Annotated in this window: 19 protein-coding genes and 1 riboswitch; of the genes, 11 read left to right on the plus strand and 8 right to left on the minus strand. The window is 73.0% G+C overall.

The features are described 5' to 3' along the window. Positions 1–73: 73 nt before the first annotated feature. From ABTZ58_RS24480 to ABTZ58_RS24495, 4 genes are all read right to left on the minus strand, one after another. Complete coding sequence (locus tag ABTZ58_RS24480; RefSeq protein WP_351360456.1) at positions 74–754, minus strand: response regulator; 681 nt, start codon at positions 752–754, stop codon at positions 74–76. Then, positions 754–2,424, minus strand: coding sequence for a sensor histidine kinase (locus tag ABTZ58_RS24485; RefSeq protein ID WP_351360459.1), 1,671 nt, complete (start codon positions 2,422–2,424; stop codon positions 754–756). Before ABTZ58_RS24485 ends, ABTZ58_RS24480 begins: the two co-directional genes overlap by 1 nt. 84 nt (positions 2,425–2,508) lie before the next feature. Beyond that, a complete protein-coding gene (locus ABTZ58_RS24490) occupies positions 2,509–3,453 on the minus strand; it encodes a ferredoxin family protein (RefSeq protein WP_351360462.1) in 945 nt (314 codons plus the stop codon). A 53-nt stretch (positions 3,454–3,506) separates the two neighbouring features. Continuing rightward, a complete protein-coding gene (locus ABTZ58_RS24495) occupies positions 3,507–4,787 on the minus strand; it encodes a citrate synthase (RefSeq protein WP_351360465.1) in 1,281 nt (426 codons plus the stop codon). A 110-nt stretch (positions 4,788–4,897) separates the two neighbouring features. Here ABTZ58_RS24495 and ABTZ58_RS24500 point away from each other — a divergent pair, with 110 nt between their 5' ends. Beyond that, complete coding sequence (locus ABTZ58_RS24500; RefSeq protein ID WP_351360468.1) at positions 4,898–6,058, plus strand: citrate synthase/methylcitrate synthase; 1,161 nt, start codon at positions 4,898–4,900, stop codon at positions 6,056–6,058. A 456-nt stretch (positions 6,059–6,514) separates the two neighbouring features. Next, positions 6,515–7,663: a CobW family GTP-binding protein gene (locus ABTZ58_RS24505; RefSeq protein ID WP_351360471.1), complete on the plus strand. Its 1,149-nt coding sequence runs from the start codon at positions 6,515–6,517 to the stop codon at positions 7,661–7,663. Here the strand turns inward: ABTZ58_RS24505 and ABTZ58_RS24510 are convergent. Further along, positions 7,660–10,116: a DNA gyrase/topoisomerase IV subunit A gene (locus ABTZ58_RS24510; protein WP_351360474.1), complete on the minus strand. Its 2,457-nt coding sequence runs from the start codon at positions 10,114–10,116 to the stop codon at positions 7,660–7,662. The two genes, ABTZ58_RS24505 and ABTZ58_RS24510, sit on opposite strands and share 4 nt — an antisense overlap. A gap of 219 nt (positions 10,117–10,335) precedes the next feature. Between ABTZ58_RS24510 and ABTZ58_RS24515 the strand changes: the two genes are divergently transcribed. From ABTZ58_RS24515 to ABTZ58_RS24530, 4 genes are all read left to right on the plus strand, one after another. Further along, positions 10,336–11,724 (plus strand): M16 family metallopeptidase, encoded by a 1,389-nt coding sequence (locus tag ABTZ58_RS24515; protein WP_351360477.1) that lies wholly within the window; start codon positions 10,336–10,338, stop codon positions 11,722–11,724. Next, positions 11,721–13,109: a M16 family metallopeptidase gene (locus tag ABTZ58_RS24520; RefSeq protein WP_351360480.1), complete on the plus strand. Its 1,389-nt coding sequence runs from the start codon at positions 11,721–11,723 to the stop codon at positions 13,107–13,109. The genes ABTZ58_RS24515 and ABTZ58_RS24520 overlap by 4 nt, the downstream gene beginning before the upstream one ends. 192 nt (positions 13,110–13,301) lie before the next feature. After that, a riboswitch (cyclic di-AMP (ydaO/yuaA leader) is annotated at positions 13,302–13,467 on the plus strand. A 12-nt stretch (positions 13,468–13,479) separates the two neighbouring features. Beyond that, positions 13,480–14,268 carry a M23 family metallopeptidase gene (locus ABTZ58_RS24525; protein ID WP_351360483.1) on the plus strand — a complete coding sequence of 263 codons (789 nt, stop codon included), beginning with the start codon at positions 13,480–13,482 and terminating at the stop codon, positions 14,266–14,268. Positions 14,269–14,454: 186 nt separating this feature from the next. Continuing rightward, a complete protein-coding gene (locus tag ABTZ58_RS24530) occupies positions 14,455–15,150 on the plus strand; it encodes a GntR family transcriptional regulator (protein WP_351360486.1) in 696 nt (231 codons plus the stop codon). A gap of 175 nt (positions 15,151–15,325) precedes the next feature. On the opposite strand, the gene ABTZ58_RS24535 is transcribed toward ABTZ58_RS24530, so the two are convergent. Continuing rightward, entirely contained in the window at positions 15,326–15,607 is a 282-nt protein-coding gene (locus ABTZ58_RS24535) for an HPr family phosphocarrier protein (RefSeq protein ID WP_003993478.1), read from the minus strand. Between the two features lie 174 nt (positions 15,608–15,781). Between ABTZ58_RS24535 and ABTZ58_RS24540 the strand changes: the two genes are divergently transcribed. The 4 genes from ABTZ58_RS24540 (at position 15,782) to ABTZ58_RS24555 (ending at position 21,190) form a co-directional block, all read left to right on the plus strand. Further along, the gene (locus tag ABTZ58_RS24540; RefSeq protein WP_351360489.1) at positions 15,782–18,604 is read left to right on the plus strand and encodes a bifunctional acetate--CoA ligase family protein/GNAT family N-acetyltransferase; all 2,823 of its coding nucleotides are present in this window, start codon (positions 15,782–15,784) and stop codon (positions 18,602–18,604) included. Between the two features lie 108 nt (positions 18,605–18,712). Then, the gene (locus ABTZ58_RS24545) at positions 18,713–19,300 is read left to right on the plus strand and encodes a DUF5998 family protein (protein WP_309094457.1); all 588 of its coding nucleotides are present in this window, start codon (positions 18,713–18,715) and stop codon (positions 19,298–19,300) included. Beyond that, positions 19,300–20,496 carry an alkaline phosphatase family protein gene (locus ABTZ58_RS24550; protein ID WP_351360493.1) on the plus strand — a complete coding sequence of 399 codons (1,197 nt, stop codon included), beginning with the start codon at positions 19,300–19,302 and terminating at the stop codon, positions 20,494–20,496. Before ABTZ58_RS24545 ends, ABTZ58_RS24550 begins: the two co-directional genes overlap by 1 nt. A gap of 43 nt (positions 20,497–20,539) precedes the next feature. Then, positions 20,540–21,190 carry a thymidine kinase gene (locus tag ABTZ58_RS24555; protein WP_351360496.1) on the plus strand — a complete coding sequence of 217 codons (651 nt, stop codon included), beginning with the start codon at positions 20,540–20,542 and terminating at the stop codon, positions 21,188–21,190. Positions 21,191–21,221: 31 nt separating this feature from the next. Here ABTZ58_RS24555 and ABTZ58_RS24560 read toward each other — a convergent pair whose 3' ends face one another. After that, positions 21,222–22,025 (minus strand): VOC family protein, encoded by an 804-nt coding sequence (locus tag ABTZ58_RS24560; RefSeq protein ID WP_351360499.1) that lies wholly within the window; start codon positions 22,023–22,025, stop codon positions 21,222–21,224. Positions 22,026–22,274: 249 nt separating this feature from the next. Between ABTZ58_RS24560 and ABTZ58_RS24565 the strand changes: the two genes are divergently transcribed. Further along, entirely contained in the window at positions 22,275–23,126 is an 852-nt protein-coding gene (locus ABTZ58_RS24565; protein WP_351360502.1) for a sulfurtransferase, read from the plus strand. Positions 23,127–23,189: 63 nt separating this feature from the next. Here ABTZ58_RS24565 and sepH read toward each other — a convergent pair whose 3' ends face one another. Continuing rightward, on the minus strand, positions 23,190–24,239 hold the full coding sequence (gene sepH, locus ABTZ58_RS24570) for a septation protein SepH (protein ID WP_351360505.1): 1,050 nt from the start codon (positions 24,237–24,239) through the stop codon (positions 23,190–23,192). Positions 24,240–24,850 lie beyond the last annotated feature (611 nt).

Below are 24,850 nucleotides of genomic sequence, written 5' to 3' on the forward strand. Positions count from 1 at the left end.
AGCCGCTACGAGCGGGTCGCCGCACCCACTGCGGGACCGCTACGAGCGGGTCGCCGCACGCACTGCCGAGCCGCTACGAGCGGGTCGCCCACACGTAGCGGTGTTCCGGGCGGCCCGCGTCGCCGTACTTGAGGGTGAGGCGGGCCCGTCCCGTGCGCTCCAGGAGCTTGAGGTAGCGCTGGGCGGTCTGGCGGCTCACCCCGGTCCGTTCGGCGATCTCCTGGGCGGACAGGGGCCCGTCGGCGTTCATCAGGGACTGCCGGACCAGCTCCGCCGTCGTGGGGGAGTGCCCCTTGGGCAGGGCGGGCTCTGCCCCGGCGGACAGGGCGCCGAAGATGCGGTCCACCTCCGCCTGCTCCGCCTCCCCGCCCCCGTCGAGCGTGCGGCGCAGCTCCGCGTACGCCTCCAGCTTCGCGCGCAGACCCGCGAAGGCGAAGGGCTTGACCAGGTACTGCAGGGCTCCGTGCCGCATCGCCGCCTGCACGGTGGACACGTCCCGGGCCGCCGTCACCATGATCACGTCGGTCTGGTGGCCGCGCCGCCGCATCTCCTGGACGACCGCCAGCCCCGTGTCGTCGGGCAGGTAGTGGTCCAGCAGCACCAGGTCCAGCCGGGGCAGCGTCTCCAGCCGGTGCAGCGCGTCCGCGGCGCTGTGGGCCTCGCCGGCGACGTGGAAACCCGGCACCTTCTCGACGTAGGCGGCGTTGACCCGCGCAACCCTGGCGTCGTCGTCCACGACCAGGACCTCGATCATCACGACCCCTCCTCGGCGTTCTGCGCGACGGACGGCACGGTCAGGGCCGGTTTGGGGCCCGGCTCGGTCAGCGCCTCGGGCAGGACGACGGTGAACTCCGCGCCCCCGCCGTGCGCCTCGCCGACGGTCGCGCTGCCGCCCTGCCGTTCGGCGAGCCTGCGTACCAGGGACAGCCCGATGCCCCGCTCCCGGTGGGCCGGCGGCTTCTTCGTGGACCATCCCTCGGCGAAGATCAACTCCCGGTGCTCGGGCGGGATTCCCGGGCCCGTGTCCCGCACCCGAAGGGTCACCGCCCGCCCCTCGGCGCACAGTTCGACCTCCACGCGCGCGTGCGGCGTGCCCGCGACCGCGTCGAGGGCGTTGTCCACCAGGTTGCCGACGACCGTGACGAGCCCCTGCGGGTCGACCAGCCGGTCGGGCAGCCCGGTCCGGTCCGACACCCCCAGGGCGACGCCCCGCTCGGCCGCGACGGTCGCCTTGCCGACCAGCAGGGCGGCGAGCAGCGGGTCCTCGATCCGCTCGGTGATCTGCTCGGAGGTGGCACGGTGGTCGCCGACCACCTCGCCGACGAAGTCGACGGCGTCGTCGTACATCTCCAGTTCCAGCAGCCCCAGGAGCGTGTGCATCCGGTTGGCGTGTTCGTGGTCCTGGGCGCGCAGGGCGTCGATCAGGCCGCGGGTGGAGTCCAGTTCCCGGCCGAGTTGCTCCAGCTCCGTGCGGTCGCGCAGGGTGGCCACCGCGCCGCCGTCGTCGGTGGGCATCCGGTTGGCCACCAGCACGCGCTGGCCGCGCACGGTGAGCAGGTCCGTGCCGGTCACGCGTCCGGCCAGGACATCGGCCGTACGGCCCGCGCCCAGCGCCTCGTCGGGGGTGCGGCCCACCACCGTCTCCCCGAGGCCCAGCAGGCGCTGCGCCTCGTCGTTGACGAGCCGGATGCGGCCGGTGCGGTCCAGGGCGACGACGCCCTCCCGGATGCCGTGCAGCATCGCCTCCCGCTCCGACAGCAGCGCGGCGATGTCCGAGAAGGCCAGGTCCCTGGTCTGCCGGTGCACACGGCGGGAGACGAGCCAGGCCGCCAGCGCGCCCACGGCCAGGGCACCCCCGGCGTACGCGAGCAGCCCCGGGATCGCGTGGATGAGCCGGGCCCGGACGCTGTCGTAGGCGATGCCGACCGACACCGCGCCGACGACCCTGCCGTCGCTGTCGCGCAGCGGCACTTTGCCCCGGGCGGAACGGCCGAGGGTGCCGTTGTCGATCTCCATGACCTCGCGGCCGGCCAGGGCCTGGCCCGGGTCGGTGGAGACGATCCCGCCGATCTGCTCGGGGTCGGTGTGCGACCAGCGCACGCCCCGCCAGTCCATCACCACGATGTACTCGGCCTGGGTGGCCTTCCGGATGCGCTCCGCCTCCCGCTGCACCGGGCCATTCGGCGAGGGCGGTGTCTCCCGCAGGTCGTCCGCGAGCCCGGGCTGCTGCGCGGTGGTCTGCGCGATCGCCAGCGCGCGGCGCATGGCCTGGTCGTCCAGCTGGTCGCCGAGGGGCGCGAGGAACAGCCCGGTCGCGAGGACCGCGACGCCCGCGGCGATGGCCACCTGCATCAGCAGCACCTGCGAGAACACCCGCCGCGGCAGGCCGAGGCGCAGGCGACGTCCGGGGGGAGTGGGGCTCATACCGAAGACGGTACGTGCGGCCGCCCGGCTCCTGTAACGGGTGTGGCATGGATCTCTTGATCAATGGTGCAGCGGGGATCGGCGTCAGCCGGCGAGGGCCGTTGTCACCCTCAGCTCGCGCACCGCCACCACGTCCATCCGGGCGGGGGAGCCCAGGACCGACGCCCCGCAGCTCTCCGGACGGGGTGGCAGAGCCGCGCTCTGGGCCACCTCGACCAGCCAGCGGCGTCCGTCCACGTGCGCGACGGTCACCTCCCAGTGCGGGGCGGCACCGGCCGTCCGTACGACGCACAGCGCCTCCGCCGCGTACTCGCCGGTGCCGGTGCGTACGGCGAGTTCGGCGGCCTGGCCCGGCCGCTCCCAGGCCGACCTGCCCCGGCAGCCCTCCACGACGACCCGTCCGTCCCGCGCGCGCTGCAGGACCTCCTTGAGCAGGTGCGCCTCGGCCCGCCCGTAGGCGTAGCCGTACGGCAGGACCAGCACGGTCGGGGAGAAACGGTGACCACCCAGATGGGTGACCTCCCAGACGCCCTCGACCCCGGAGGTGGCGAGTTCGGCCGCGAGAGGACGGCCGAGAAGGGCGCAGCAGCGGTCGCGCTTGCCGTTGGTGCAGACGAGCGCCAGCGGGTCGCCCTCGTGCGGTACTCCGCCGAGCACCGCGTCGAAGGTGCCGTGGTCGCCCCGGCCGAGCGCGGCGAAGTCGAGGTCGAGCAGCCGCGCGGGATCCGAGGTCGTGGCGGTGCGCAGCCAGACGTTGCCCGGGACGGTGTGCGCCACGTACACCCGGCGGGTGGCGGGCATCCGGCGGTCCGCGTGGCGCCCGGGGCGGCGGATGAGCACGATCCGTACGCCCGTGTCCTGCGTGGCCGCCTCCAGGGCACGCCCCAGGTCGGGGTCCAGGTGGCTCGAGGTGAGCGCCTTGGCACCCCACGGACCGGGCTGCTCCAGCAGCAGCCAGGTCCTCGCGGTGGCCGCGGTTCCCGAAACGGGCTCGTCGGAGTCCCGGGAGACGCTTGAGCACGTACTCACAGAGGTGAGCCTAACCTGACTTGGCGCGGCTCTCCTCCCGGGGCCGCCGCTGCCTACTCCGGTAGTGGCTGCGGCGGCTTCGGACCCGCGTAGAGGCCGCTCGGACGCATCCGCAGCGGTCGTTCGCCGTACTCCTCCAGGGCATGGGCGATCCAGCCCGCCGTACGGGCCACCGCGAAGATCGTCTCTCCGGCGGTCGGGGGCATGCCGCAGGACGCGGTGAGCACGGCCAGCGCGAGGTCGACGTTGGCGTGCAGCGGGGCGTGGCGGGCGGCGGTGTCGACGACGTCGCGGGCCGCCAGCAGGGCCGGCTCGGCGCGCGGGATGCCTTCCAGCAGGGCGAACAAGGCACGCGCGCGGGGGTCCTCGCCCGGGTACAGCCGGTGCCCGAGGCCCGGGATGCGGCGCCCGGCGCGCAGTTCGTCCGCGATCACCGGCCCCGCGTCGCCCTGGTCGAGCACGTCCTGGAGCATCCGGTGGGCGAGCCCGCTGGCCGCGCCGTGCAGCGGGCCCTCGATCACGCCGAGACCGGCGGAGACGGCCGCGTAGGCGTGCGCACGGGCCGAGGCGGCGACCCGCACCGCGAGGGTGGAGGCGGCCAGGTCGTGGTCGACGAGGAGGGCGAGGGCTGTGTCCAGGGCCCGCAGGGACGCCTCGTCGGCGTCCCGCGGGGACAGCCGGGTCCACAGGCGGTGGGCCAGGGGGCCCTGGTCACGGCGGTCGTCGCGGCGGTCGTCGCGACGGTCACGCCCCGCCGGCGGCAGCGCGGCGACGAGCGTCGGGATGAGCGTGCGCGCCGTTCCCAGCACGGCGTCCTCGGACAGGTCGAAGCGCAGCGGGTCCACGGTCGCGGCGGCCGTCGTCGCGACGCGGAGCAGGTCGGCGGGGGCGGCGTGTTCGGGCAGGGCGTCGACGGCGCGGCGGGCGACGGCCACGGAGCCGGCGGGCGCGGTGAACGTCCTGCCCGGGTGCATCCGGCCCGTCCACAGCCATTCGGAGACCTCCTCGTAGCTGTGCCGTGTGGCCAGGTCGACCGCGTCGACGCCGCGGAAGTAGCACCGGTCGCTCTCGATGAGGGTGAGGCGGGTGCGCACGGACAGCTCGCCGCCGGTCCCCGAAGTGCCCGCGCTCTCGCGCCGGTTGCGCCGGGCGAGCGCCTCGACCTCCCGGGCGTCGAAGGTGCTGCCCCGGCCGCCGCTGCCCCGTCGGCTGCTGAGCTGGCCGCGGCTGACGTACGCGTAGACCGTCTCCGGCTTCACGCCGAGCAGCTCGGCGGCCTCCTTGGTGCTCAGCCGCCGCTCCGGGTCGAGGGGAGCGGGTTCTTGATCGCGCATGGGGGTCACCGTATCCGTCTCGCGGATCATTGATCGCAACATTGATTCAATCAATATTGACACAGGTTGAGTCAAGCGTGGACAGTCGAATCAAGTCCAGGGAGGAAGACATGTCCGTCAACAGGTCCGCAGCCACTCTTGTCGAGGTACCGCGGGGACTCGCCGGTGTCGTCGTGACCGACACCCGGATCGGCGACGTCCGCGGTCTCGAGGGCTTCTACCACTACCGCCAGTACTCGGCCGTCGATCTCGCGCGGACCCGCGGCTTCGAGGACGTCTGGCACCTGCTCGTGCACGGCGAACTGCCCGACGCCCGGCGGAGCGCGGCCTTCGCGCGGGAGACCGCCGCGCTGCGGCGACTGCCCGACGAGGTGCGTGCCGCGCTGCCCGCCGTCGCGGCGGCCGGCGGGCGTTCCGGCCCGCTCGCCGGGATGCGCACGGCACTTTCGCTGCTGGGCGCGGCGAGGGGTTTCCGCCCGGTGTACGACGTGGACGCCGAGCAGCGCCGACGCGACACCCTCGAAGCGGCGGCGGCCGTGCCCACGCTGCTCACGGCCCTGCACCGGCTGGGGCAGGGGCTCGATCCGGTGGAGCCGCGCGAGGACCTGTCCTGCGCGGCGAACTACCTCTACATGCTGACCGGCTCGGTACCGGACGACGGGCACGCCCGGGCCATCGAGCAATACCTCATCTCAACCATTGACCACGGATTCAATGCATCAACCTTCACGGCCCGGGTGATCGCCTCGACGGGCGCGGACGTGGCGGCATGCCTCGCCGGTGCCGTGGCGGCGCTGTCGGGGCCGTTGCACGGAGGCGCGCCCAGTCGCGCGCTGGACACGCTGGACGCGATCGGCACCCCGGACCGCATCGACTCCTGGGTACGGGAGCGGGTGCTGGCGGGCGAGCGGATCATGGGCTTCGGGCACGCGATCTACCGCACGGAGGACCCGCGGTCGCGGATGCTGCGCGAGGTCGCCCAGAAGTTCGGCGGACCTCGGGTGGACTTCGCGGTGGAGGTCGAGCGGCACGTCGAGGCGATCCTGGCCGAGCTGAAGCCCGGTCGTGAACTCCACACCAACGTCGAGTACTACGCGGGCGTGGTCATGGAACTGTGCGGCCTGCCGCGCGAGATGTTCACCCCGACCTTCGCCGCCGCGCGGGTGGTGGGCTGGAGCGCCAACATTCTGGAACAGGCGGAGGACACGAAGATCATCCGCCCGGTGGCCCGCTACGTGGGTCCAAAGGCACCGGCACCGGTGCCCGCCTGAGCCCTCCGAGCGACCATGAGGAGCCGCCGCCGTCCACCCGGCCCGGCCTGTCCATTCCACCCGGGCCTGTCCACCTGGCCCGGCCCGTCCATTCGGTCCGGCCCTCCCCACTAGCCTCAGCCCCGTCCTGCCCGGCCGGCCCGGTCCATCTGCCCTGGCCCCGTCCATTCGGCCGGGGCCTCTCCACTCGCCTCGGCCTCGGCCTCGTCCTGCCGGCCCGGCCTCGTCCTGCCGACTCGCGCCCGTCCACCCGGCCCGGCCCCCGCCCGCCCCGCGCCGGACCTCGTCGGCCGCGCCCGGCGGCGCCCGGCGGCGCCCCGGCGGGCGGACGCGCGGGCCACCGGCGGTCGTCGCCCGCGGCGTGATCCCCGGCTCGTATCCTGGGCCGCGTCCCCAGCTCGTGGGCGTGCCGGCCGCGCGAGCCGGTGCGCGCGTCGGTGTGAGAGAGGTCGTACGGTGCGTCAGCCGAGTTCGAAACCGCAGCAGATCCCGGTCGTCGTCCTGGCCGGATTCCTCGGCTCGGGTAAGACCACGCTGCTCAACCACCTCCTCCACCACAGCGGCGGAAGCCGCATCGGCGCCATCGTCAACGACTTCGGGGCCATCGAGATCGACGCGATGGCCGTGGCCGGTGCGCTCGGCGACTCGACGGTCTCCCTCGGCAACGGATGCCTGTGCTGCGCGGTCGACGCGAGCGAACTCGACCAGTACCTGGAGCGGCTCGCGGAACCCTCCCTCGGCATCGACGTGATCGTCATCGAGGCCAGCGGCCTCGCCGAACCGCAGGAGCTCGTGCGGATGGTGCTCGCCAGCGAGCACCCGGGCGTCGTGTACGGCGGACTCGTCGAGGTGGTCGACGCCGCCGAGTTTGACGCCACCCGGTCCCGGCATCCCGAGATCGACCGGCATCTCGCGCTGGCCGACCTGGCCGTCGTCAACAAGGTGGACCGGGCGGCGGACGGCGAGCGGGTCCTCGGGCTGGTCCGGTCCCTCGTCGACCGCGCCGCCGTCGTCCCGGCCTCCTACGGCCGGATCGACCCCGAGTTCCTCTTCGACTGCCGGCCGAGCGAGGAACGCATCGGGCAGCTGTCCTTCGACGACCTCCACGAGCACGGCGAGCCCGGCGCGCGGGACGATCACGCCGGGCATCTGCACGACGCCTACGACAGCCTGTCGTTCGTCTCGCCGCAGCCCCTCGACCCGCGCCGGCTGATGGAGTTCCTCGACAGCCGCCCCCAGGGGCTGTACCGGATCAAGGGGTACGTCGACTTCGGCCCGTACGACGTCCGCAACCGCTACGCCGTCCACGCCGTCGGGCGGTTCCTGCGCTTCTACCCGGAGCCCTGGCCGGCCGGCGAGGAGCGCCTCACGCAACTGGTCCTCATCGGCTCGGGCATCGACGCCCCCGCCCTGGGCAAGCAGCTCGACGCCTGCCGGAGCGACGCCCTCCACGCCGACGAGCACGGCATGTGGGGCGTCCTGCGGTACGTGCGCGACCCCGACGGGGACCTCGTGCGCGACCCGGACGGGGACTTCGGCCAGGACCCCGACCGGTTCGTGGACGACGGCGGGACCGCGGACGACGGCCCCGCCGATCCGGCCTAGACCGGCCCGGCCACCACCGCCACCGTCTTCGCCAGCGACACACCCGAGCCGTCCCGCCGGGGGTCGGTCTCCGGCAACTCGGCCGGGCTGCCGTTCTTCTGGGCGGCCAGCGCGGGGCTCGGACCCGCCCAGGCGAGGGACAGACAGTCCTCGCCCTTCAGGAACCGCTGGCAGCGGACGCCGCCGGTGGCCCGGCCCTTGCGCGGGTACTGGTCGAACGGCGTCAGCTTGGCCGTCGTCTGGACCGAGTCGTCCAGCGTGCCGCGCGAGCCCGCGACCGTGAAGACCACCGCGTCCGCGGCCGGGTCCACCGCCGTGAAGGAGATGACCTTCGCGCCCTCGGCGAGCTTGATGCCGGCCACGCCGCCGGCCGGGCGGCCCTGCGGGCGCACCTGGGCGGCCTGGAAGCGCAGCAGCTGGGCGTCGTCGGTGATGAAGACCAGGTCCTCCTCGCCCGTGCGCAGCTCGACCGCGCCGACGATCCGGTCACCCTCCTTGAGGGTGATCACCTCCAGCTCTTCCTTGTTGGCCGGATAGTCCGGCACCACGCGCTTCACGACGCCCTGTGCCGTGCCGAGCGCCAGGCCCGGCGACGACTCGTCGAGCGTCGTCAGGCAGATCACCGTCTCGTCGTCCTCCAGGGAGACGAACTCCGCCAGCGGGGCGCCCCCCGCGAGGTTCGGCGTCGGCATCGACTCGGGGAGCTGTGGCAGGTCGACCACGTTCAGCCGCAGCAGCCGGCCCGCCGAGGTGACCACGCCGACCTCGCCGCGCGCGGTGGCCGGCACCGCCGAGATGATCACGTCGTGCTTCACGCGCTTGGCGCCGGGGGCCTCCGGGAACGGCTCGCCGTTCGCCGTGCGGGCCAGCAGTCCCGTCGAGGACAGCAGCACCCGGCACGGGTCGTCGGCCACCTGCAGCGGCACGGCCGCGACCGGGGCACCGCCCGACTCCAGCAGGACCGTGCGCCGGTCGGTGCCGAACTTCTTGGCGACCGTGGCCAGTTCGGAGGAGACGAGCTTGCGCAGTTCCGCGTCCGAGTCGAGGATCCGGGTCAGCTCCTCGATCTCCCCGGTGAGCCGCTCCTTCTCCGTCTCCAGTTCGATGCGGTCGTACTTGGTCAGGCGGCGCAGCGGCGTGTCGAGGATGTACTGCGTCTGCACCTCGCTCAGTGAGAACTGCTCCATCAGGCGCTGCTTCGCCTGCGCGGAGTTCTCGCTGGAGCGGATCAGCCGGATGACCTCGTCGATGTCCAGCAGGGCCGTCAGCAGACCCTCGACCAGGTGCAGCCGGTCGCGCTTCTTGCCGCGGCGGAACTCCGAACGCCGCCGGACGACGTTGAACCGGTGGTCGAGGTAGACCTCCAGCAGCTCCTTCAGGCCCAGGGTGAGCGGCTGGCCGTCGACCAGGGCGACGTTGTTGATGCCGAAGGACTCCTCCATCGGCGTCAGCTTGTACAACTGCTCCAGCACCGCCTCCGGCACGAAGCCGTTCTTGATCTCGATGACCAGGCGCAGGCCGTGCTCGCGGTCGGTGAGGTCCTTGACGTCGGCGATGCCCTGGAGCTTCTTCGATCCGACCAGGTCCTTGATCTTGGCGATGACCTTCTCCGGGCCGACTGCGAAGGGCAGCTCGGTGACGATGAGGCCCTTGCGGCGGGTCGTCACCTGCTCCACGGAGACGGTCGCCCGGATCTTGAACGTGCCGCGGCCGGTCTCGTAGGCGTCCCGGATGCCGGAGAGGCCGACGATGCGGCCGCCGGTGGGCAGGTCGGGGCCGGGGACGTGCTTCATCAGGGCGTCGAGGTCCGCGTTCGGGTGCCTGATCAGGTGCCGGGCGGCGGCGATGACCTCGCGCAGGTTGTGCGGCGGCATGTTCGTGGCCATGCCGACCGCGATGCCCGAGGCGCCGTTGACCAGGAGGTTCGGGAAGGCGGCGGGCAGGGCGGCCGGTTCCTGCTCCTGGCCGTCGTAGTTGGGGTTGAAGTCGACGGTGTCCTCGTCGATCGACTCTGTCATCAGGCTCGTGGCCTCGGCCATCCGGCACTCGGTGTACCGCATGGCGGCCGGCGGGTCGTCGTTGCCCAGGGAGCCGAAGTTGCCGTGGCCGTCCACCAGCGGGACGCGCATCGAGAAGGGCTGCGCCATGCGCACGAGGGCGTCGTAGATCGACGCGTCGCCGTGCGGATGCAGCTTGCCCATCACCTCGCCGACGACGCGGGCGCACTTGACGTACCCGCGCTCGGGGCGCAGGCCCATCTCGTTCATCTGGTAGACGATGCGCCGGTGCACCGGCTTCAGGCCGTCGCGGGCGTCCGGCAGGGCCCGGGAGTAGATGACCGAGTACGCGTACTCGAGGAAGGAGCCCTGCATCTCGTCGACGACGTCGATGTCGAGGATCCGCTCCTCGTACGAGTCGTCGGGCGGCGGGGTCTTCGTGCTGCGGCGGGCCATCGCTGCCGGCTCCTTGCTGCTGCGATCCGTGTCTGACGCCGACCATTGTGGACCGCCGCACTGACAACCGGGACCAGGACCCTGTACCGAGGGCCTCCCGCGGTCCGAGAGCCGGGCCGGCGCCGGGAACTTCACCGGCGCTTGGCACGCTTGCATACAGTGGCAGGACCGGCAGGAATCCGCGGTTGTGAAGACCGCTCCGCGATCGAAGGGACGTACATGCCCATGGGTCACACGGCCACAGCCCAGGCAGGCTCCGGGGGCCTGACAGCGACCGAGCACCGCCTGGCCAACGGTCTGCGCGTGGTGCTCTCCGAGGACCACCTGACCCCCGTCGCGGCGGTGTGCCTCTGGTACGACGTCGGCTCGCGCCACGAAGTCAAGGGGCGTACCGGCCTGGCTCACCTTTTCGAGCACTTGATGTTCCAGGGTTCCGCCCAGGTCAAGGGCAACGGCCACTTCGAGCTCGTCCAGGGCGCGGGCGGCTCGCTGAACGGCACCACCAGCTTCGAGCGGACCAACTACTTCGAGACCATGCCCGCCCACCAGCTGGAGCTCGCCCTCTGGTTGGAGGCCGACCGCATGGGCTCCCTCCTCGCCGCCCTGGACGAGGAGTCGATGGAGAACCAGCGGGACGTCGTGAAGAACGAGCGCCGCCAGCGCTACGACAACGTCCCCTACGGCACCGCTTTCGAGAAGCTCACCGCCCTCGCCTACCCCGAGGGTCACCCGTACCACCACACCCCCATCGGCTCCATGGCCGACCTGGACGCGGCCACCCTGGAGGACGCCCGCGCGTTCTTCCGCACGTACTACGCGCCGAACAACGCCGTGCTCTCCGTGGTCGGCGACATCGACCCGGAGCAGACCCTGGCCTGGATCGAGAAGTACTTCGGCTCCATCCCCGGTCACGACGGCAAGCCCGTACCGCGGGACGGCTCGCTGCCCGAGATCATCGGCGAGGAGCTGCGCGAGGTCGTCGAGGAGGACATCCCGGCACGCGCCCTGATGGCCGCCTACCGCCTGCCCGAGGACGGCACGCGCGCGTGCGACGCGGCCGACCTGGCGCTGACGGTCCTCGGCGGCGGCGAGTCCTCCCGCCTGTACAACCGCCTGGTGCGGCGCGACCGCACGGCCGTAGCGGCGGGCTTCGGCCTGCTGCGGCTGGCCGGGGCGCCCTCGCTGGGCTGGCTGGACGTGAAGACGTCCGGTGACGTGGAGGTGCCGGTCATCGAGGCCGCCATCGACGAGGAGCTCGCCCGGTTCGCCGAGGAGGGCCCCACGGCCGAGGAGATGGAGCGCGCCCATGCCCAGCTGGAGCGCGAGTGGCTGGACCGGCTCGGCACGGTCGCCGGCCGCGCCGACGAACTGTGCCGGTACGCCGTGCTGTTCGGCGACCCGCAGCTGGCGCTGACCGCCGTGCAGCGCGTCCTGGAGGTCACGGCGGAGGAGGTCCAGGAGGTCGCCAAGGCCCGGCTGCGCCCCGACAACCGCGCGGTGCTCGTCTACGAGCCCGTCGCCGACCAGACCGACGAGACCGACGAGGCCGACACCGCCGGGGACGCCGCAGCCGCGGCCGGCGACGAGAACGAGGAGGCGGCCAAGTGACCGAGCTGGCCACGATGGACTTCCACCCCCGGCCGCAGGCGGGCGAGGCCCGGCCCTGGGCTTTCCCGGCCCCCGAGCGCGGCACGCTCGACAACGGCCTGACGGTGCTGCGCTGCCACCGCCCCGGCCAGCAGGTCGTCGCCGTGGAGGTGCTGCTGGACGCGCCCCTGGAGGCCGAGCCGGCCGGTCTCGACGGCGTGGCCACGATCATGGCGCGGGCCTTCTCGGAGGGCACCGACAAGCACTCCGCCGAGGAGTTCGCCGCCGAGCTGGAGCGGGCCGGCGCCACCCTCGACGCGCACGCCGACCACCCCGGCGTCCGGATCAGCCTGGAGGTGCCGGCCTCCCGGCTCGCCAAGGGGCTCGGTCTGATCGCCGACGCCCTCCGGGCGCCCGCGTTCGCGGACAGCGAGGTCGAACGGCTGGTCCGCAACCGCCTCGACGAGATCCCGCACGAGTTGGCCAACCCCTCCCGCCGCGCCGCCAAGGAGCTCTCCAAGGAGCTGTTCCCGGCGGGCTCGCGCATGTCGCGGCCCCGGCAGGGCACCGAGGAGACGGTCACCGCGATCGACTCCGCGGCCGTCCGCGCCTTCTACGAGAAGCACGTCCGTCCCGCCACGGCCACGGCCGTGGTGGTCGGCGACTACACGGGCATCGACCTGGACGCCCTGCTCGGCGACACCCTGGGCTCCTGGACCGGTTCCCCGGCCGAGCCGCGCCCGGTGCCGCCGGTGACCGCCGACGACACGGGCCGGGTCGTCATCGTGGACCGCCCGGGCGCCGTCCAGACGCAGCTGCTGATCGGCCGGATCGGCCCGGACCGGCACGACCGCGTCTGGCCCGCGCAGGTGCTCGGCACGTACTGCCTAGGCGGCACCCTCACCTCCCGCCTGGACCGCGTCCTGCGCGAGGAGAAGGGCTACACCTACGGCGTGCGTTCCTTCGCCCAGGTGTTGCGGTCCGCGCCGGACGGGACCGGTGCCTCGATGCTCGCCATCAGCGGATCCGTCGACACGCCCAACACCGGTCCGGCCCTGCAGGACTTGTGGACGGTGCTGCGCACCCTCGCCGCCGAGGGCCTGACCGACGCGGAGCGGGACGTCGCCGTGCAGAACCTGGTCGGGGTGGCTCCGCTGAAGTACGAGACCGCCGCGGCCGTCGCGAGCACGCTGGCCGACCAGGTCGAGCAGCATCTGCCCGACGACTACCAGGCCACCCTGTACCGCGAGTTGGCGGCGACCGGCACGGTGGAGGCCACGGCGGCGGTCGTCAGCGCCTTCCCCGTGGACCGTCTGGTGACCGTCCTCGTGGGCGACGCGGCGCAGATCAAGGCCCCGGTGGAGGCCCTGGGCATCGGCGCGGTCACCGTCGTGGCCGCCGAGTAGCGGCCCGCGCGAGGAGGGGCCCTGGTCGTCTTCCAAGGCACCAGGGCCCCTTTATGTCCGAATTGGGGCGGGAGTTGCCTGTCTGCCCTGTGGGATGCGCTACAAAAGGCCGGATCCGTTTGGGAATTGAAAGTGGCCCCGTTTAGCTTCTTCCGGGCTGTTCGTCAGGCAGTGCGCCGCACCCGCGGCACCGGACAGCCATCGCCGAGTCCCCGTACGGCGCGAGCCAGGGGAGCCGGGGACCCAACCGCAGTCCCTGGGGTGAATCGGACGCCCGCGCGAGTCGCGAGGGGGTCCGTAGGAGACCTTCCTGCTCCGAACCCGTCAGCTAACCCGGTAGGCGAGAGGGAAGGAAAGGACCAGCCACTTCATGGCGTTCACACGCGCCACCGGCAAGCATCGCCGTCCCAGCAGGATCCAGCGCGGCACGGCCCGCGCGGCGGGCGTCGCGGCTCTCGCCACCACCGGTGTGATCGGCACCGTGGCCGCCCCGGCCTTCGCCGCCTCCGAGCCGGCCGTCGAGCAGACCGGCCTCACCCCGGTCGTCACCATGGGTGACACCGTGGCCCAGCAGATCGATGCCCAGGCCGTCGCGCAGAAGCAGGCGGCCGAAGAGGCCGCCGCCAAGGAGAAGGCCGAACAGGCCGCGCGCGAGCGCGCCGCCGAGGCGGCGAAGAAGGCCAAGGAGGCCGCCGAGAAGGCCCGCGAGGCCGAGGAGCGCGCCGCCCGCGAGGCCGAGCGCAAGCGCCTCAACAGCTACGTGTCCCCGATCCCGGGCTCCTACGTCTCCACCGGCTACAAGGCAGGCGGCGCCGTCTGGTCCTCCGGCAGCCACACCGGCATCGACTTCCACGCCGCCACCGGCACCTCCGTCCACGCGGTCGGCGCGGGCACGGTCGTCGAGGCCGGCTGGGGCGGCGCCTACGGCAACCAGGTCCTGATCAAGATGAACGACGGGACGTACACCCAGTACGGCCACCTGTCCTCCGTCGGCGTCTCGGTGGGCCAGCAGGTCACCCCCGGCCAGCAGATCGGCCTGTCCGGCGCGACCGGCAACGTGACCGGACCGCACCTGCACTTCGAGGCGCGCACGAGCCCCGAGTACGGCTCGGACATAGACCCCCTCGCCTACCTCCGCTCGCACGGCGTGAACCTCTGACGCACCCGCTCCGCATCCGAAAGGCCCCGGCTCACCGAGCCGGGGCCTTTCGGCATTCCCGGAGCCCGTGTCCAAAAAATATGCATGGATTCCGGGCTGCCGTCGGAAATTCGGGCTGATTGCAATAGAGTCACGGAACACACGTCACTCGTCGACGTTTCACGGGGATTAAGCGGAGGTCGGGTCATGCGTATTCCCGCGCACTCGGTGTGCACGGCTATCCGGGACGACATCGTCGCGGGGGTCCACGAGCGCGGCAGCCGGCTCACCGAGGAACTCCTCGCGCGCCGCTACGGCGTCTCGCGCGTCCCCGTCCGGGAGGCCCTGCGCACGCTGGAGGCCGAGGGCTTCGTGGTGACCCGGCGGCACGCGGGCGCGTGCGTGGCCGAACCCACCGAGCAGGAGGCGGCCGACCTGCTGGAGATGCGCGCGCTGCTGGAGCCGCTCGGCGCCGCCCGAGCCGCCCAGCGCCGAACCGAGGCCCATCTGAAGGTCCTGCGCGGCCTGGTCCGGCTGGGCCAGGAGCGCGCCCGCCGGGGCACCAGCGACGACCTGCGCTCCCTGGGCGGCTGGTTCCACGAGACGCTGGCCCAGGCCTCGGGCAGCCCCGCCCTGATCGCGGTGCTCTCCCAGCTGCGCCACAAGATCGCCTGGATGTACGCGGTGGAGGCGCCGGCCGATCCGGCGGGGTCCTGGGCCGAGCACGGCGCGATCGTGGACGCGGTGGCGCGTGGTGACAGCGAGCGCGCGCGGGCGGTCACGGCGCTGCACACCGAGCGCGCGACGTCCGCGCACCGCCTGCGCCTGGGCGCCCCGCGGGATCGCGGTGAGCGTGTGAGGAACCCGCAACATCCCGTAAACACGGTGAGCCCGCGGCATTAACACGGAAGCCGTATACAAAGAGTGGAGTTCCGCGGGGGATTTATTGTGCTGCCCTTTTCCCGGTAATCCGGTGCGCCGTCGTGAATTCAAGGCGCTCGGGTCCCCGGAAATGAGTGAAGCCGCGCCAGCCGTGAAGGCCGGCGCGGCTTCACCCCTGGAAAACCGCTGGTACGACTCAGACGGTTTCGGGAAGCTCCTCGAGACCCTCGGAGACCAGCTTCGCCAGCCGGTCCAGGGCGGCGTCCGCGCCCTCGGCGTCGGAGGCGAGGACGATCTCCTCGCCCCCCTGGGCGCCGAGGCCCAGGACGGCGAGCATGGAGGCCGCGTTGACGGGGTTGCCGTCTGCCTTGGCGATCGTCACCGGGACGCCTGCGGCCGTGGCGGCTCGGACGAAGATGGAGGCGGGGCGGGCGTGGAGGCCCTCGGCCCAGCCGACGTTGACGCGGCGCTCAGCCATGTGTTGCTGCCCTTCGCTGTTCAGGGTTGTCTAGACCAGTTTCCCATACGTGGAACCCGGAGCGGACCTGTCGTTCCGCCCCGCTGGTGCCGTCGGATCGCGGCCTCGACCCGACTGACGCCCTCCACAGACTGCCTCGCGCCGTTGTCAGGCGCTAGCCGTACTCTGGGGCCCATGCAGACCTCGCCGGACCGGCACGAGTATCCCGCCCACTGGGAAGCCGACGTGGTGCTGCGCGACGGGGGTACCGCGCGCGTCCGGCCCATCACCGTCGATGACGCCGAGCGTCTGGTCAGCTTCTACGAGCAGGTCTCCGACGAGTCGAAGTACTACCGCTTCTTCGCGCCGTACCCTCGCCTGTCCGCCAAGGACGTCCACCGCTTCACGCACCACGACTTTGTGGACCGGGTGGGACTCGCGGCCACGGTCGGCGGCGAGTTCATCGCCACCGTACGCTACGACCGGATCGGCCCGGACGGAACGCCCGCGTCGGCCCCCGCCGACGAGGCCGAGGTCGCCTTCCTGGTGCAGGACGCCCACCAGGGCCGCGGCGTCGCCTCCGCCCTGCTCGAACACATCGCCGCCGTCGCCCGGGAGCGCGGCATCCGCCGCTTCGCCGCCGAGGTGCTGCCCGCCAACTCCAAGATGATCAAGGTGTTCACGGACGCCGGGTACACCCAGAAGCGCAGCTTCGAGGACGGCGTGGTCCGTCTGGAGTTCGACCTGGAGCCCACCGACCGCTCCCTCGCTGTGCAGTACGCGCGCGAACACCGCGCCGAGGCCCGGTCCGTGCAGCGGCTGCTCGCCCCCGGCTCGGTCGCCGTCATCGGCGCCGGACGCACCCCGGGCGGGGTGGGTCGCAGTGTCCTCGGCAACATCCGGGACGCCGGTTTCACCGGCCGGCTGTACGCCGTGAACAGGGCCCTGCCCGGGGAGTGGAAGGAGCTCGACGGGGTGCCCGCCCACCGCTCCGTGCGGGACGTCGACGGACCCGTGGACCTCGCGGTCGTCGCCGTACCGGCCGAGCAGGTCCCCGAGGTCGTCACCGAGTGCGGCGAACACGGCGTGCAGGGACTCGTCGTCGTCTCCGCCGGCTACGCCGAGAGCGGCCCCGAGGGGCGCGAACGCCAGCGCGCCCTCGTGCGGCAGGCCCGCACGTACGGCATGCGGATCATCGGCCCGAACGCTTTCGGCATCATCAACACCTCCCCCCGGGTACGGCTCAACGCCTCCCTCGCCCCCGAGGTGCCGCGCCCGGGCCGGATCGGCCTGTTCGCCCAGTCCGGCGCCATCGGCATCGCGCTGCTGTCCCGGCTGCACCGGCGCGGCGGCGGCGTCACGGGCGTGACCGGCGTCTCCACGTTCGTCTCCTCCGGCAACCGCGCCGACGTCTCCGGCAACGACGTCCTGCAGTACTGGTACGAGGACCCCGACACCGACGTCGTCCTCATGTACCTGGAGTCCATCGGCAATCCCCGCAAGTTCACCCGCCTCGCCCGCCGCACCGCCGCGGCGAAGCCGCTGGTCGTGGTCCAGGGCGCCCGGCACGGAGCGGCTCCCCAGGGGCACGCCGTACGGGCGACGCGGCTGCCGCACGCGACCGTCTCGGCCCTGCTGCGGCAGGCCGGCGTGATCCGGGTCGACACGATCACCGAGCTGGTGGACGCCGGCCTGCTCCTCGCCCGCCAGCCCCTGCCCGCCGGACCCCGGGTGGCGATCCTCGGCAACTCCGAGTCGCTCGGCCTGCTCACGTACGACGCCTGCCTCGCCGAGGGACTGCGGCCGCACCCACCGCAGGATCTGACCACGGCCGCCTCCGCCGCGGACTTCCACGCCGCCCTGGCCCGCGCCCTGGCCGACGACCGGTGCGACGCGGTGGTCGTCACCGCCATACCGGCGGTGGGGGAGGGCTCGGTCGCGGACGCGGCCCTCGCCGAGGCCCTGCGCTCGGCCACGGCCGCCGCACCGGCCAAGCCGGTCCTGGTCGTCCACGTGGAGCTCGGCGGCCTCGCGGAGGCCCTGTCGGCCGCGGCGAGCACGGCACCCCAGTCCGAGGCGGACAGGCCCCCGCGGCCTGCCCCCGGCCCGGACTCCGCCACGACACCGCCCCCCGCCGCCCGGGCCCCCGAAGGCGCCCACCTGATCCCCGCCTACCCCGCCGCCGAACGCGCGGTCCGCGCCCTCGGCCAGGCCTTCAGGTACGCCCAGTGGCGACGCGACGCCGCCGACCCCGGCAAGGTACCCGAGTACGACGACATCGACGTCAAGGGCGCCGCCGCCCTGATCGGCGGGCTGCTCGCGCGCGGGCAGGGACTCACGCTCGGCCCGGACACGACCTGCGACCTGCTCGGCCACTACGGCATCCACGTCCACCGCGCTCTGCCGGCCCCGACCGCGGACGCCGCCGCGGAAGCCGCCCGCGCCCTCGGCTACCCGGTGGCCCTGAAGGCCACCGCCCCGCACCTCAGGCACCGCGCCGACCTGGGCGGCGTCCGCCTCGACCTCGCCGACGAGGAGCAACTGCGCCGGGCCTACGCCGAGTTGACCGAGCTGTTCGGCGCGCCGGACGAGCTGCGTCCCGTCGTGCAGCGCATGGCACCGCGCGGCGTGGACGTCGTCGTCCGGGCCGTCATCGACCCGGCGGCCGGCGCGGTGCTCTCCTTCGGGCTGGCCGGGGCCGCCTCACAGCTGCTCGGGGACACGGCACACCGGCTGATCCCCGTCACCGACCGCGAGGCGAGCACCCTGGTGCGCTCCATCCGCACGGCACCCCTGCTGTTCGGCTGGCGCGGCTCGGCACCGGCCGACACCGCTGCTCTGGAGGAGCTGCTGCTGCGCGTCTCGCGGCTGGTCGACGACCATCCCGAGGTCGTGGCGGTCACCCTGGAGCCGGTCGTCGTCGCCGCGCACGGCCTGAGCGTCCTGGGCGCCTCCGTCCGCCTCGCGCCGCCGCCCGCCCGCGACGACCTCGGTCCGCGGACGCTCCCCGCCTACTGAGCGGGCGGACCTCCCCCCGTGCACCGAGCGGGCCCACCGAGCCCTCTCGCGCACTGACAGGGGGCGAGCGGTGCCTCGCAGTCAGTGGTCCCCCGTAGGATGGGCGTCATGGCCAAGACCAGTACGACGACCCAGGGGCTGCGGGCGGCGATCGAGCGCAGCGGCTACTACCCGGCCCTCGTGGCCGAGGCGGTGGAGGCCGCCGTGGGCGGCGAGCCCATACGGTCGTACCTGGTCCACCAGGAGACGACGTTCGACCAGAACGAGGTGCGCCGGCACGTGACGGTGCTCGTCCTCACGGACAACCGCTTCATCGTCAGCCACACCGACGAACAGGCCGCCGACAGCACCTCCCCCACGCCGTACGCCACGACGTCCACGGAGTCCGTGAAGATCGGCCGGATCTCGTCGATCGTGGTCAGCCGCGTGGTCGCCAACCCGGAGTCGTACAAGCCGGGCACCCTGCCCCGCGAGGTGGTGCTCACCATCGGCTGGGGTGCCGTCTCCCGCATCGACCTGGAGCCGGCCGCCTGCGGCGACCCCAACTGCGAGGCCGACCACGGCTACACCGGCAACTCCACCGCGGACGACCTCAGCCTGCGCGTCAGCGAGGCCGGGGACGGACCGGAGACCGTGCGCCAGGCCCTGGCCTTCGCGCAGGCCCTCTCCGAGGCGACCGCGGACAGCGCCCGCTGATGGCACAGCCGAAGACGGCCTGGGACCACCACCCCGAACCGCTCACCGTGGCCTCCGCACCGACCCCCGAGTACGGCAGCGGCTCCCTCGCCGACCTGCTGCCCACCCTGGCCGCCGGGATGGGCGTGCCGGGCATGACCGCCGCGATCCCCGAGCTGACCCCCGCCGACCGGAACTGCGTGTTCCTGATCGACGGCCTCGGCTGGGAGCAGCTGAAGGCGCATCCAGAGGACGCCCCGTTCATGACGTCCCTGCTCGCCACCTCGCGCGGCGGCACCGGGCGTCCGCTCACCGCCGGCTACCCGGCGACCACGGCGACCTCCCTGGCCTCCGTCGGGACGGGCCTGCCGCCCGGCGCGCACGGCCTGCCCGGCTACACCGTGCGCAACCCCGACACCGGCGAGCTGATGAACCAGCTGCGCTGGCAGCCCTGGACCGCGCCGGGCCCCTGGCAGCCGTACCCCACGGTCTTCCGGCTGGCCCACGAGGCGGGCGTGCACGCCGCGCAGGTGTCCTCCCCGACCTTCGAGAACACCCCGCTCACCCGGGTGGCGCTCAGCGGCGGAACGTTCCTCGGACGGCTGACCGGCGAGGACCGCATGGACCTGGCGGCCGAGCAACTGGCCGCGGGCGACCGCTCCCTGGTCTACACGTACTTCGCCGAGGTCGACGGCGCCGGCCACCGCTTCGGCGTCGACTCCGACGCCTGGCGCGGCCAGCTCATGTACGCCGACCGCCTGGTCCAGCGCCTCGCGGAGCAACTGCCCCCGCGCAGCGCCCTCTACGTCACCGCCGACCACGGCATGATCGACGTGCCCTTCGACGAGCAGCACCGCATCGACTTCGACGAGGACTGGGAGCTCAGCGCCGGAGTGGCCCTGCTGGGCGGCGAGGGCCGCGCCCGGCACGTCTACGCGGTGCCGGGCGCCGCGAACGACGTGCTGACCTGCTGGCGCGAGGTGCTCGGCGAGCAGTTCTGGGTCGCCTCCCGCGACCAGGCCATCGAGGCGGGCTGGTTCGGCCCGCGGGTCGACGCACGTGTCTACGACCGGATCGGCGACGTGGTGGCCGCCGCGCGGGACGACGTCCTGCTCATCGCCTCCGAGCGGGAGCCCAAGGAGTCGGCGATGGTCGGCAACCACGGTTCGATGACCCCCGCCGAGCAGCTGGTCCCCCTGCTCGAAGTACGCTCCTGAGACCGCACGCCGCCCCCTTCCACCGAAAGGCGCTCAACCCTCCATGCCCGAGCTGGTGTTCTTCTCCGGAACGATGGACTGCGGGAAGTCGACGCTGGCTCTCCAGATCGAGCACAACCGCTCCGCGCGCGGGCTCCAGGGAATGATCTTCTCCCGCGACGACCGCGCCGGCCACGGCAAGCTGTCCTCACGCCTCGGCCTGGTCACGGACGCCGTGGAGGTCGAGGACGGGCAGGACCTCTACGCCTACCTCGTCGACCACCTCTCGCGGGGCGGCCGCGCCGACTACGTGATCGCCGACGAGGCGCAGTTCCTCGCACCGGAGCAGATCGACCAACTCGCGCGTGTCGTGGACGACCTGGGGCTCGACGTCTACGCCTTCGGCATCACCACCGACTTCCGCTCCAAGCTGTTCCCCGGCTCCCAGCGGCTGGTGGAACTGGCCGACCGGGTCGAGGTGCTCCAGGTCGAGGCCCTGTGCTGGTGCGGGGCGCGCGCCACGCACAACGCCCGCACGATAGGCGGTGTCATGGTCGTCGAGGGCGCCCAGGTGGTCGTCGGCGACGTCACCCACTCCGCCGACGAGGTCGGTTACGAGGTGCTGTGCCGCCGCCACCACCGCCGCCGCATGACGGCCGCGACGGCCCGCGCGGCGGCCCTGTCCCCGGACGTCCTGCCGGTGACGTCCGCCTGAACCCTGGTGCCGGGCAGGGGCACGCGGCCGGTCAGCCCGGCCGCTGGAGGAGCGCGAACCGCGCTCCCTCCGGATCCGCCACCGCCGCCACCCGTCCCTGCGGGGTGTCCCGCACCGGCTGCAGGACGGTCCCGCCCAGGTGGACGAGGTGGTCCAGGGCGTCCGCGACGTCGTCGACCTGGAAGTACGTCACCCAGTGCGGTCCCCGGTCGCGGGGCAGCGACTGCCCCAGGCCGTGGACACCGGCGACGGGCCGGCCGCCGAGGTGCAGGGTGACGTAGTCGAAGTCGGCGGAGACCACCGGCTCCTCCTCGTAGCCGAACACCGTCCGGTAGAACTTGGCGACGGTCGCCGACTCGAAGGTGAGCAGCTCGTTCCAGGCGGGTGTGCCGGGGAGGTCCGAGACGGCCGTACCGAGGTGCGCGGCGGCCTGCCAGACGCCGAAGACCGCCCCCGACGGGTCGGAGCCGATCGCCAGCCGGCCGGCGTCGGCGGCGTCCAGCGGGCCCACGCCGATCGTGCCGCCGCAGCTGCGCACCGTCTCGGCCGTCAGATCAACGTCGCGCGAGGCGAAGTAGGGGGTCCACGCGATGGGCAGGTGCCGGTCCGGCGGCAGTTGCCCGATGCCGGCCACCTCCCGCCCGTCGAGCAGCGCGCGCACGTACGGGCCGAGCTGCTGGGGGCCGGGCCGGAACACCCAGCCGAACAGCGCTCCGTAGAACTCCTCGGTCGTGGCCAGGCCGTGCACCCTCAGGCTCACCCAGCAGGGCGTACCGGGCGCGTGCCGAGCGGGTGTCGCGCCGTTCGGGCCGGCGGACGCCGGTGCGTCGCTCATCGTCACTCTCTTCTCGGCCTGGTGGCCGGTGCTCTCCGCAGCCCTCGTGGGGCTCGCTGTGCGGGACGACCCATGTCCGGGAGGATGCCCGATGTGCGGGGCGCTGTCCCTTGCGGCGCGCTTGTCGACAGGTGTCGTTCAGCTGTACACCTTGTGCTTGTTCCCGTACGCCGCGTGATCGACCCGGTTCGGCGGAGCAGAGTAGCCGGACGGCGACGGCTCGGCCACCCGGTGCGCGAGGATGGGACCATGAACGCCATCATTTCCGCATCCGACCTCGCGAGCGGTCTGACGGGCCCCACCCCGCCGGTCCTGCTCGACGTCCGCTGGCAGCTCACCGCCGCCAAGGCGTCCGGTGAGCCGCCGTTCGACGGGCGGGCCGCGTACGAGGCAGGTCACCTGCCGGGGGCCGTCTACGTCGACCTGGACCGCGAGTTGGCCTCGGCTCCGGGTGCGGGCGGCCGGCATCCGCTGCCCGACCTCGGGCGTTTCGGCGCGGCGATGCGCCGGGCGGGCGTGTCGTCCCGCAGGCCGGTGGTCGTCTACGACGGCGGCCAGGGCTGGGCGGCGGCCCGGGCGTGGTGGCTGCTGCGCTGGACGGGTCACCCGGACGTGCGAGTCCTCGACGGCGGGTTGCCGGCGTGGGAGGGGCCGTTGGAGAAGACCGTGCCGGCCCCGGCGGAGGGGGACTTCATTCCCGAGCCGGGGGCCGCGGGGCTGCTCGACGCGGATGCCGCGGGGGCGCTGGCACGGTCCGGGGTGCTGCTGGACGCGCGGGCGGGGGAGCGGTACCGGGGTGAGGTGGAGCCGATCGATCCGGTGGCCGGGCACATTCCGGGCGCGGTGTCGGCGCCCACGACCCAGAACGTGGGTGCGGACGGCCGTTTCCTGCCCGCCGAGGAGCTCCGGGAGCGCTTCAAGGGCCTCGGCGTGTCGGAGGGTGCGCGGGTCGGCGTGTACTGCGGGTCGGGCGTGTCGGCGGCGCACCAGGTGCTGGCGCTCGCGATCGCGGGCCTTCCGGCGGAGCTGTACGTGGGCTCGTGGTCGGAGTGGTCCTCGGACCCGGACCGCCCGGTCGCGGTGGGGCCCGACCCGCAGTGAGCGCACGCGTGTGAGGGCCGCGCCCGCAAGGCGCGGCCCTCACACGTACTACGACCGGCCCGGCTACTCCTGCTTCTTGCGCCGGGTACCGAACACGATCTCGTCCCAGCTCGGCACGGCCGCCCTGCGGCCCGGGCGGACGCCGTCGGCCTCCGCCTGTCGGTCGGTGGCGCCGATGAGCCGGTCACGGTGGCTGCCGACGGAGCGCGGCATGAGGACGTCCGCGTACGCGGAGCCGGCCGAGGCGGCGGGAGCCGGGGGCTCCTCCTCCTCGGGTTCGACGGCGGGCTCGTCCTCGGGCTCCGGCGCGGGACGCTCCGGGACCACCAGGTCGCCGCGGAAGCTCGGCACCGCCTCCAGCAGGCTGGTCAGCGAGTCCCGTTCGCTGGAGGCCGTGATGGCCAGGGCCTCCTCGTCGGGCTCGGAGGCCTGCGCGGGCAGGCTCGGCCGCTCGCGGTCGCCGGGGCGGTCCAGCGGCCTGTCGCGCGGCAGCCGTGCGATCCGCGGCACGAACGGGAAGCTGGGCTCGGGCGCGGCCAGGTCGTCGGACTCGCCGATCAGCGAGCGGGCTTCGTCGTCGACGGCCTGGACGAGCCGCCGGGGCGGGTCGTACGTCCAGCTCGCCGAGTGCGGCTCGCCCGCGACGCGGTAGACCAGCAGCACTTCCCACGTGCCGTCGTCACGACGCCACGAGTCCCATTGGACGGTGTCCTTGTCGGCCCCGCGCAGCAGCAGTCGCTCCTGCACGGCCTCGCCCAGCGGCGGACCGGAGTTCTCGCCGGGGCGGCGGACCGGGGTCTTGCGCGCCCGCTCGGCCATGAAGGCCCGCTCGGCGAGCACCGGGCCCTCGAAGCGGCGGACCCGGTCGACGGGGATGCCGGCCATCTGCGCGACCTCTTCCGCGGTCGCGCCGGCACGTATACGCGCCTGGATGTCGCGGGGGCGGAGGTGGCTCTCCACCTCGATCTCGATCTGGCCGAGGCGGGGACGGTCGCCGCGCACGGCGGCGCGGAGCCGTTCGTCGATCGGAAGCGTGTACTCCGTGCTGTCCGCAGCCTTCAGCACCAGCCGTGTGCCGTCATTCGAGACGGCCACGACACGCAGTTCGGGCATGGGGACCTCCCGGGTGGTGCCTGCCGACGTCACGTGCGTCGCTGCTTCCGCTAGTCGAGTGTGGCCTGCCCGGGTGCAGCCTGCCACAACCTTGCCGAGTTGCCCGGCGTGTCGGGCGCGGGCCCTGGATCGCCGTTATGGCACGGTTACCTATTCGCAACGCTAAGTGACGAACTCCGTCACCCTGTGCAACTAGCCCCCTCCCGGCGGTCCTTAAAGGCCCCGTGCACCCTGACGGGAGACCGGGCCCAGGGCTCGCCACAGTACTCCATTTGGGCCAGGTGCGTGGATTGGCACGCCGCCCAACTTCTGGCAAGAGCGAGGACTTGGCCGCCTCATGCCCCCGTTCCGCGATCTTGAACGTGGGGAACTTCACGCAATCGCCAGAACCGGAAATGCGAGTTTCGGCAACTCGTTCCGTTCTTGTGCAGTTGATCGATCGTGTACGGGAAAGGCAGACAAGGTCCCAGGATGTGCGAAAAGCCCGATGGTGTCGGTGAGATGAGCGGAGCCGCGGCGGAGAACCCCAGGTGGTTCGCTCGTCCAGCACTTCTTCAGCCGCACTGGGAACAGCTCCGCGGCGCGAGGTCGCGCCCTCGGGTCGGTGGCCG

It is taken from the genome of Streptomyces sp. NPDC094143, assembly GCF_040303825.1.
Lineage (GTDB): Bacteria > Actinomycetota > Actinomycetes > Streptomycetales > Streptomycetaceae > Streptomyces.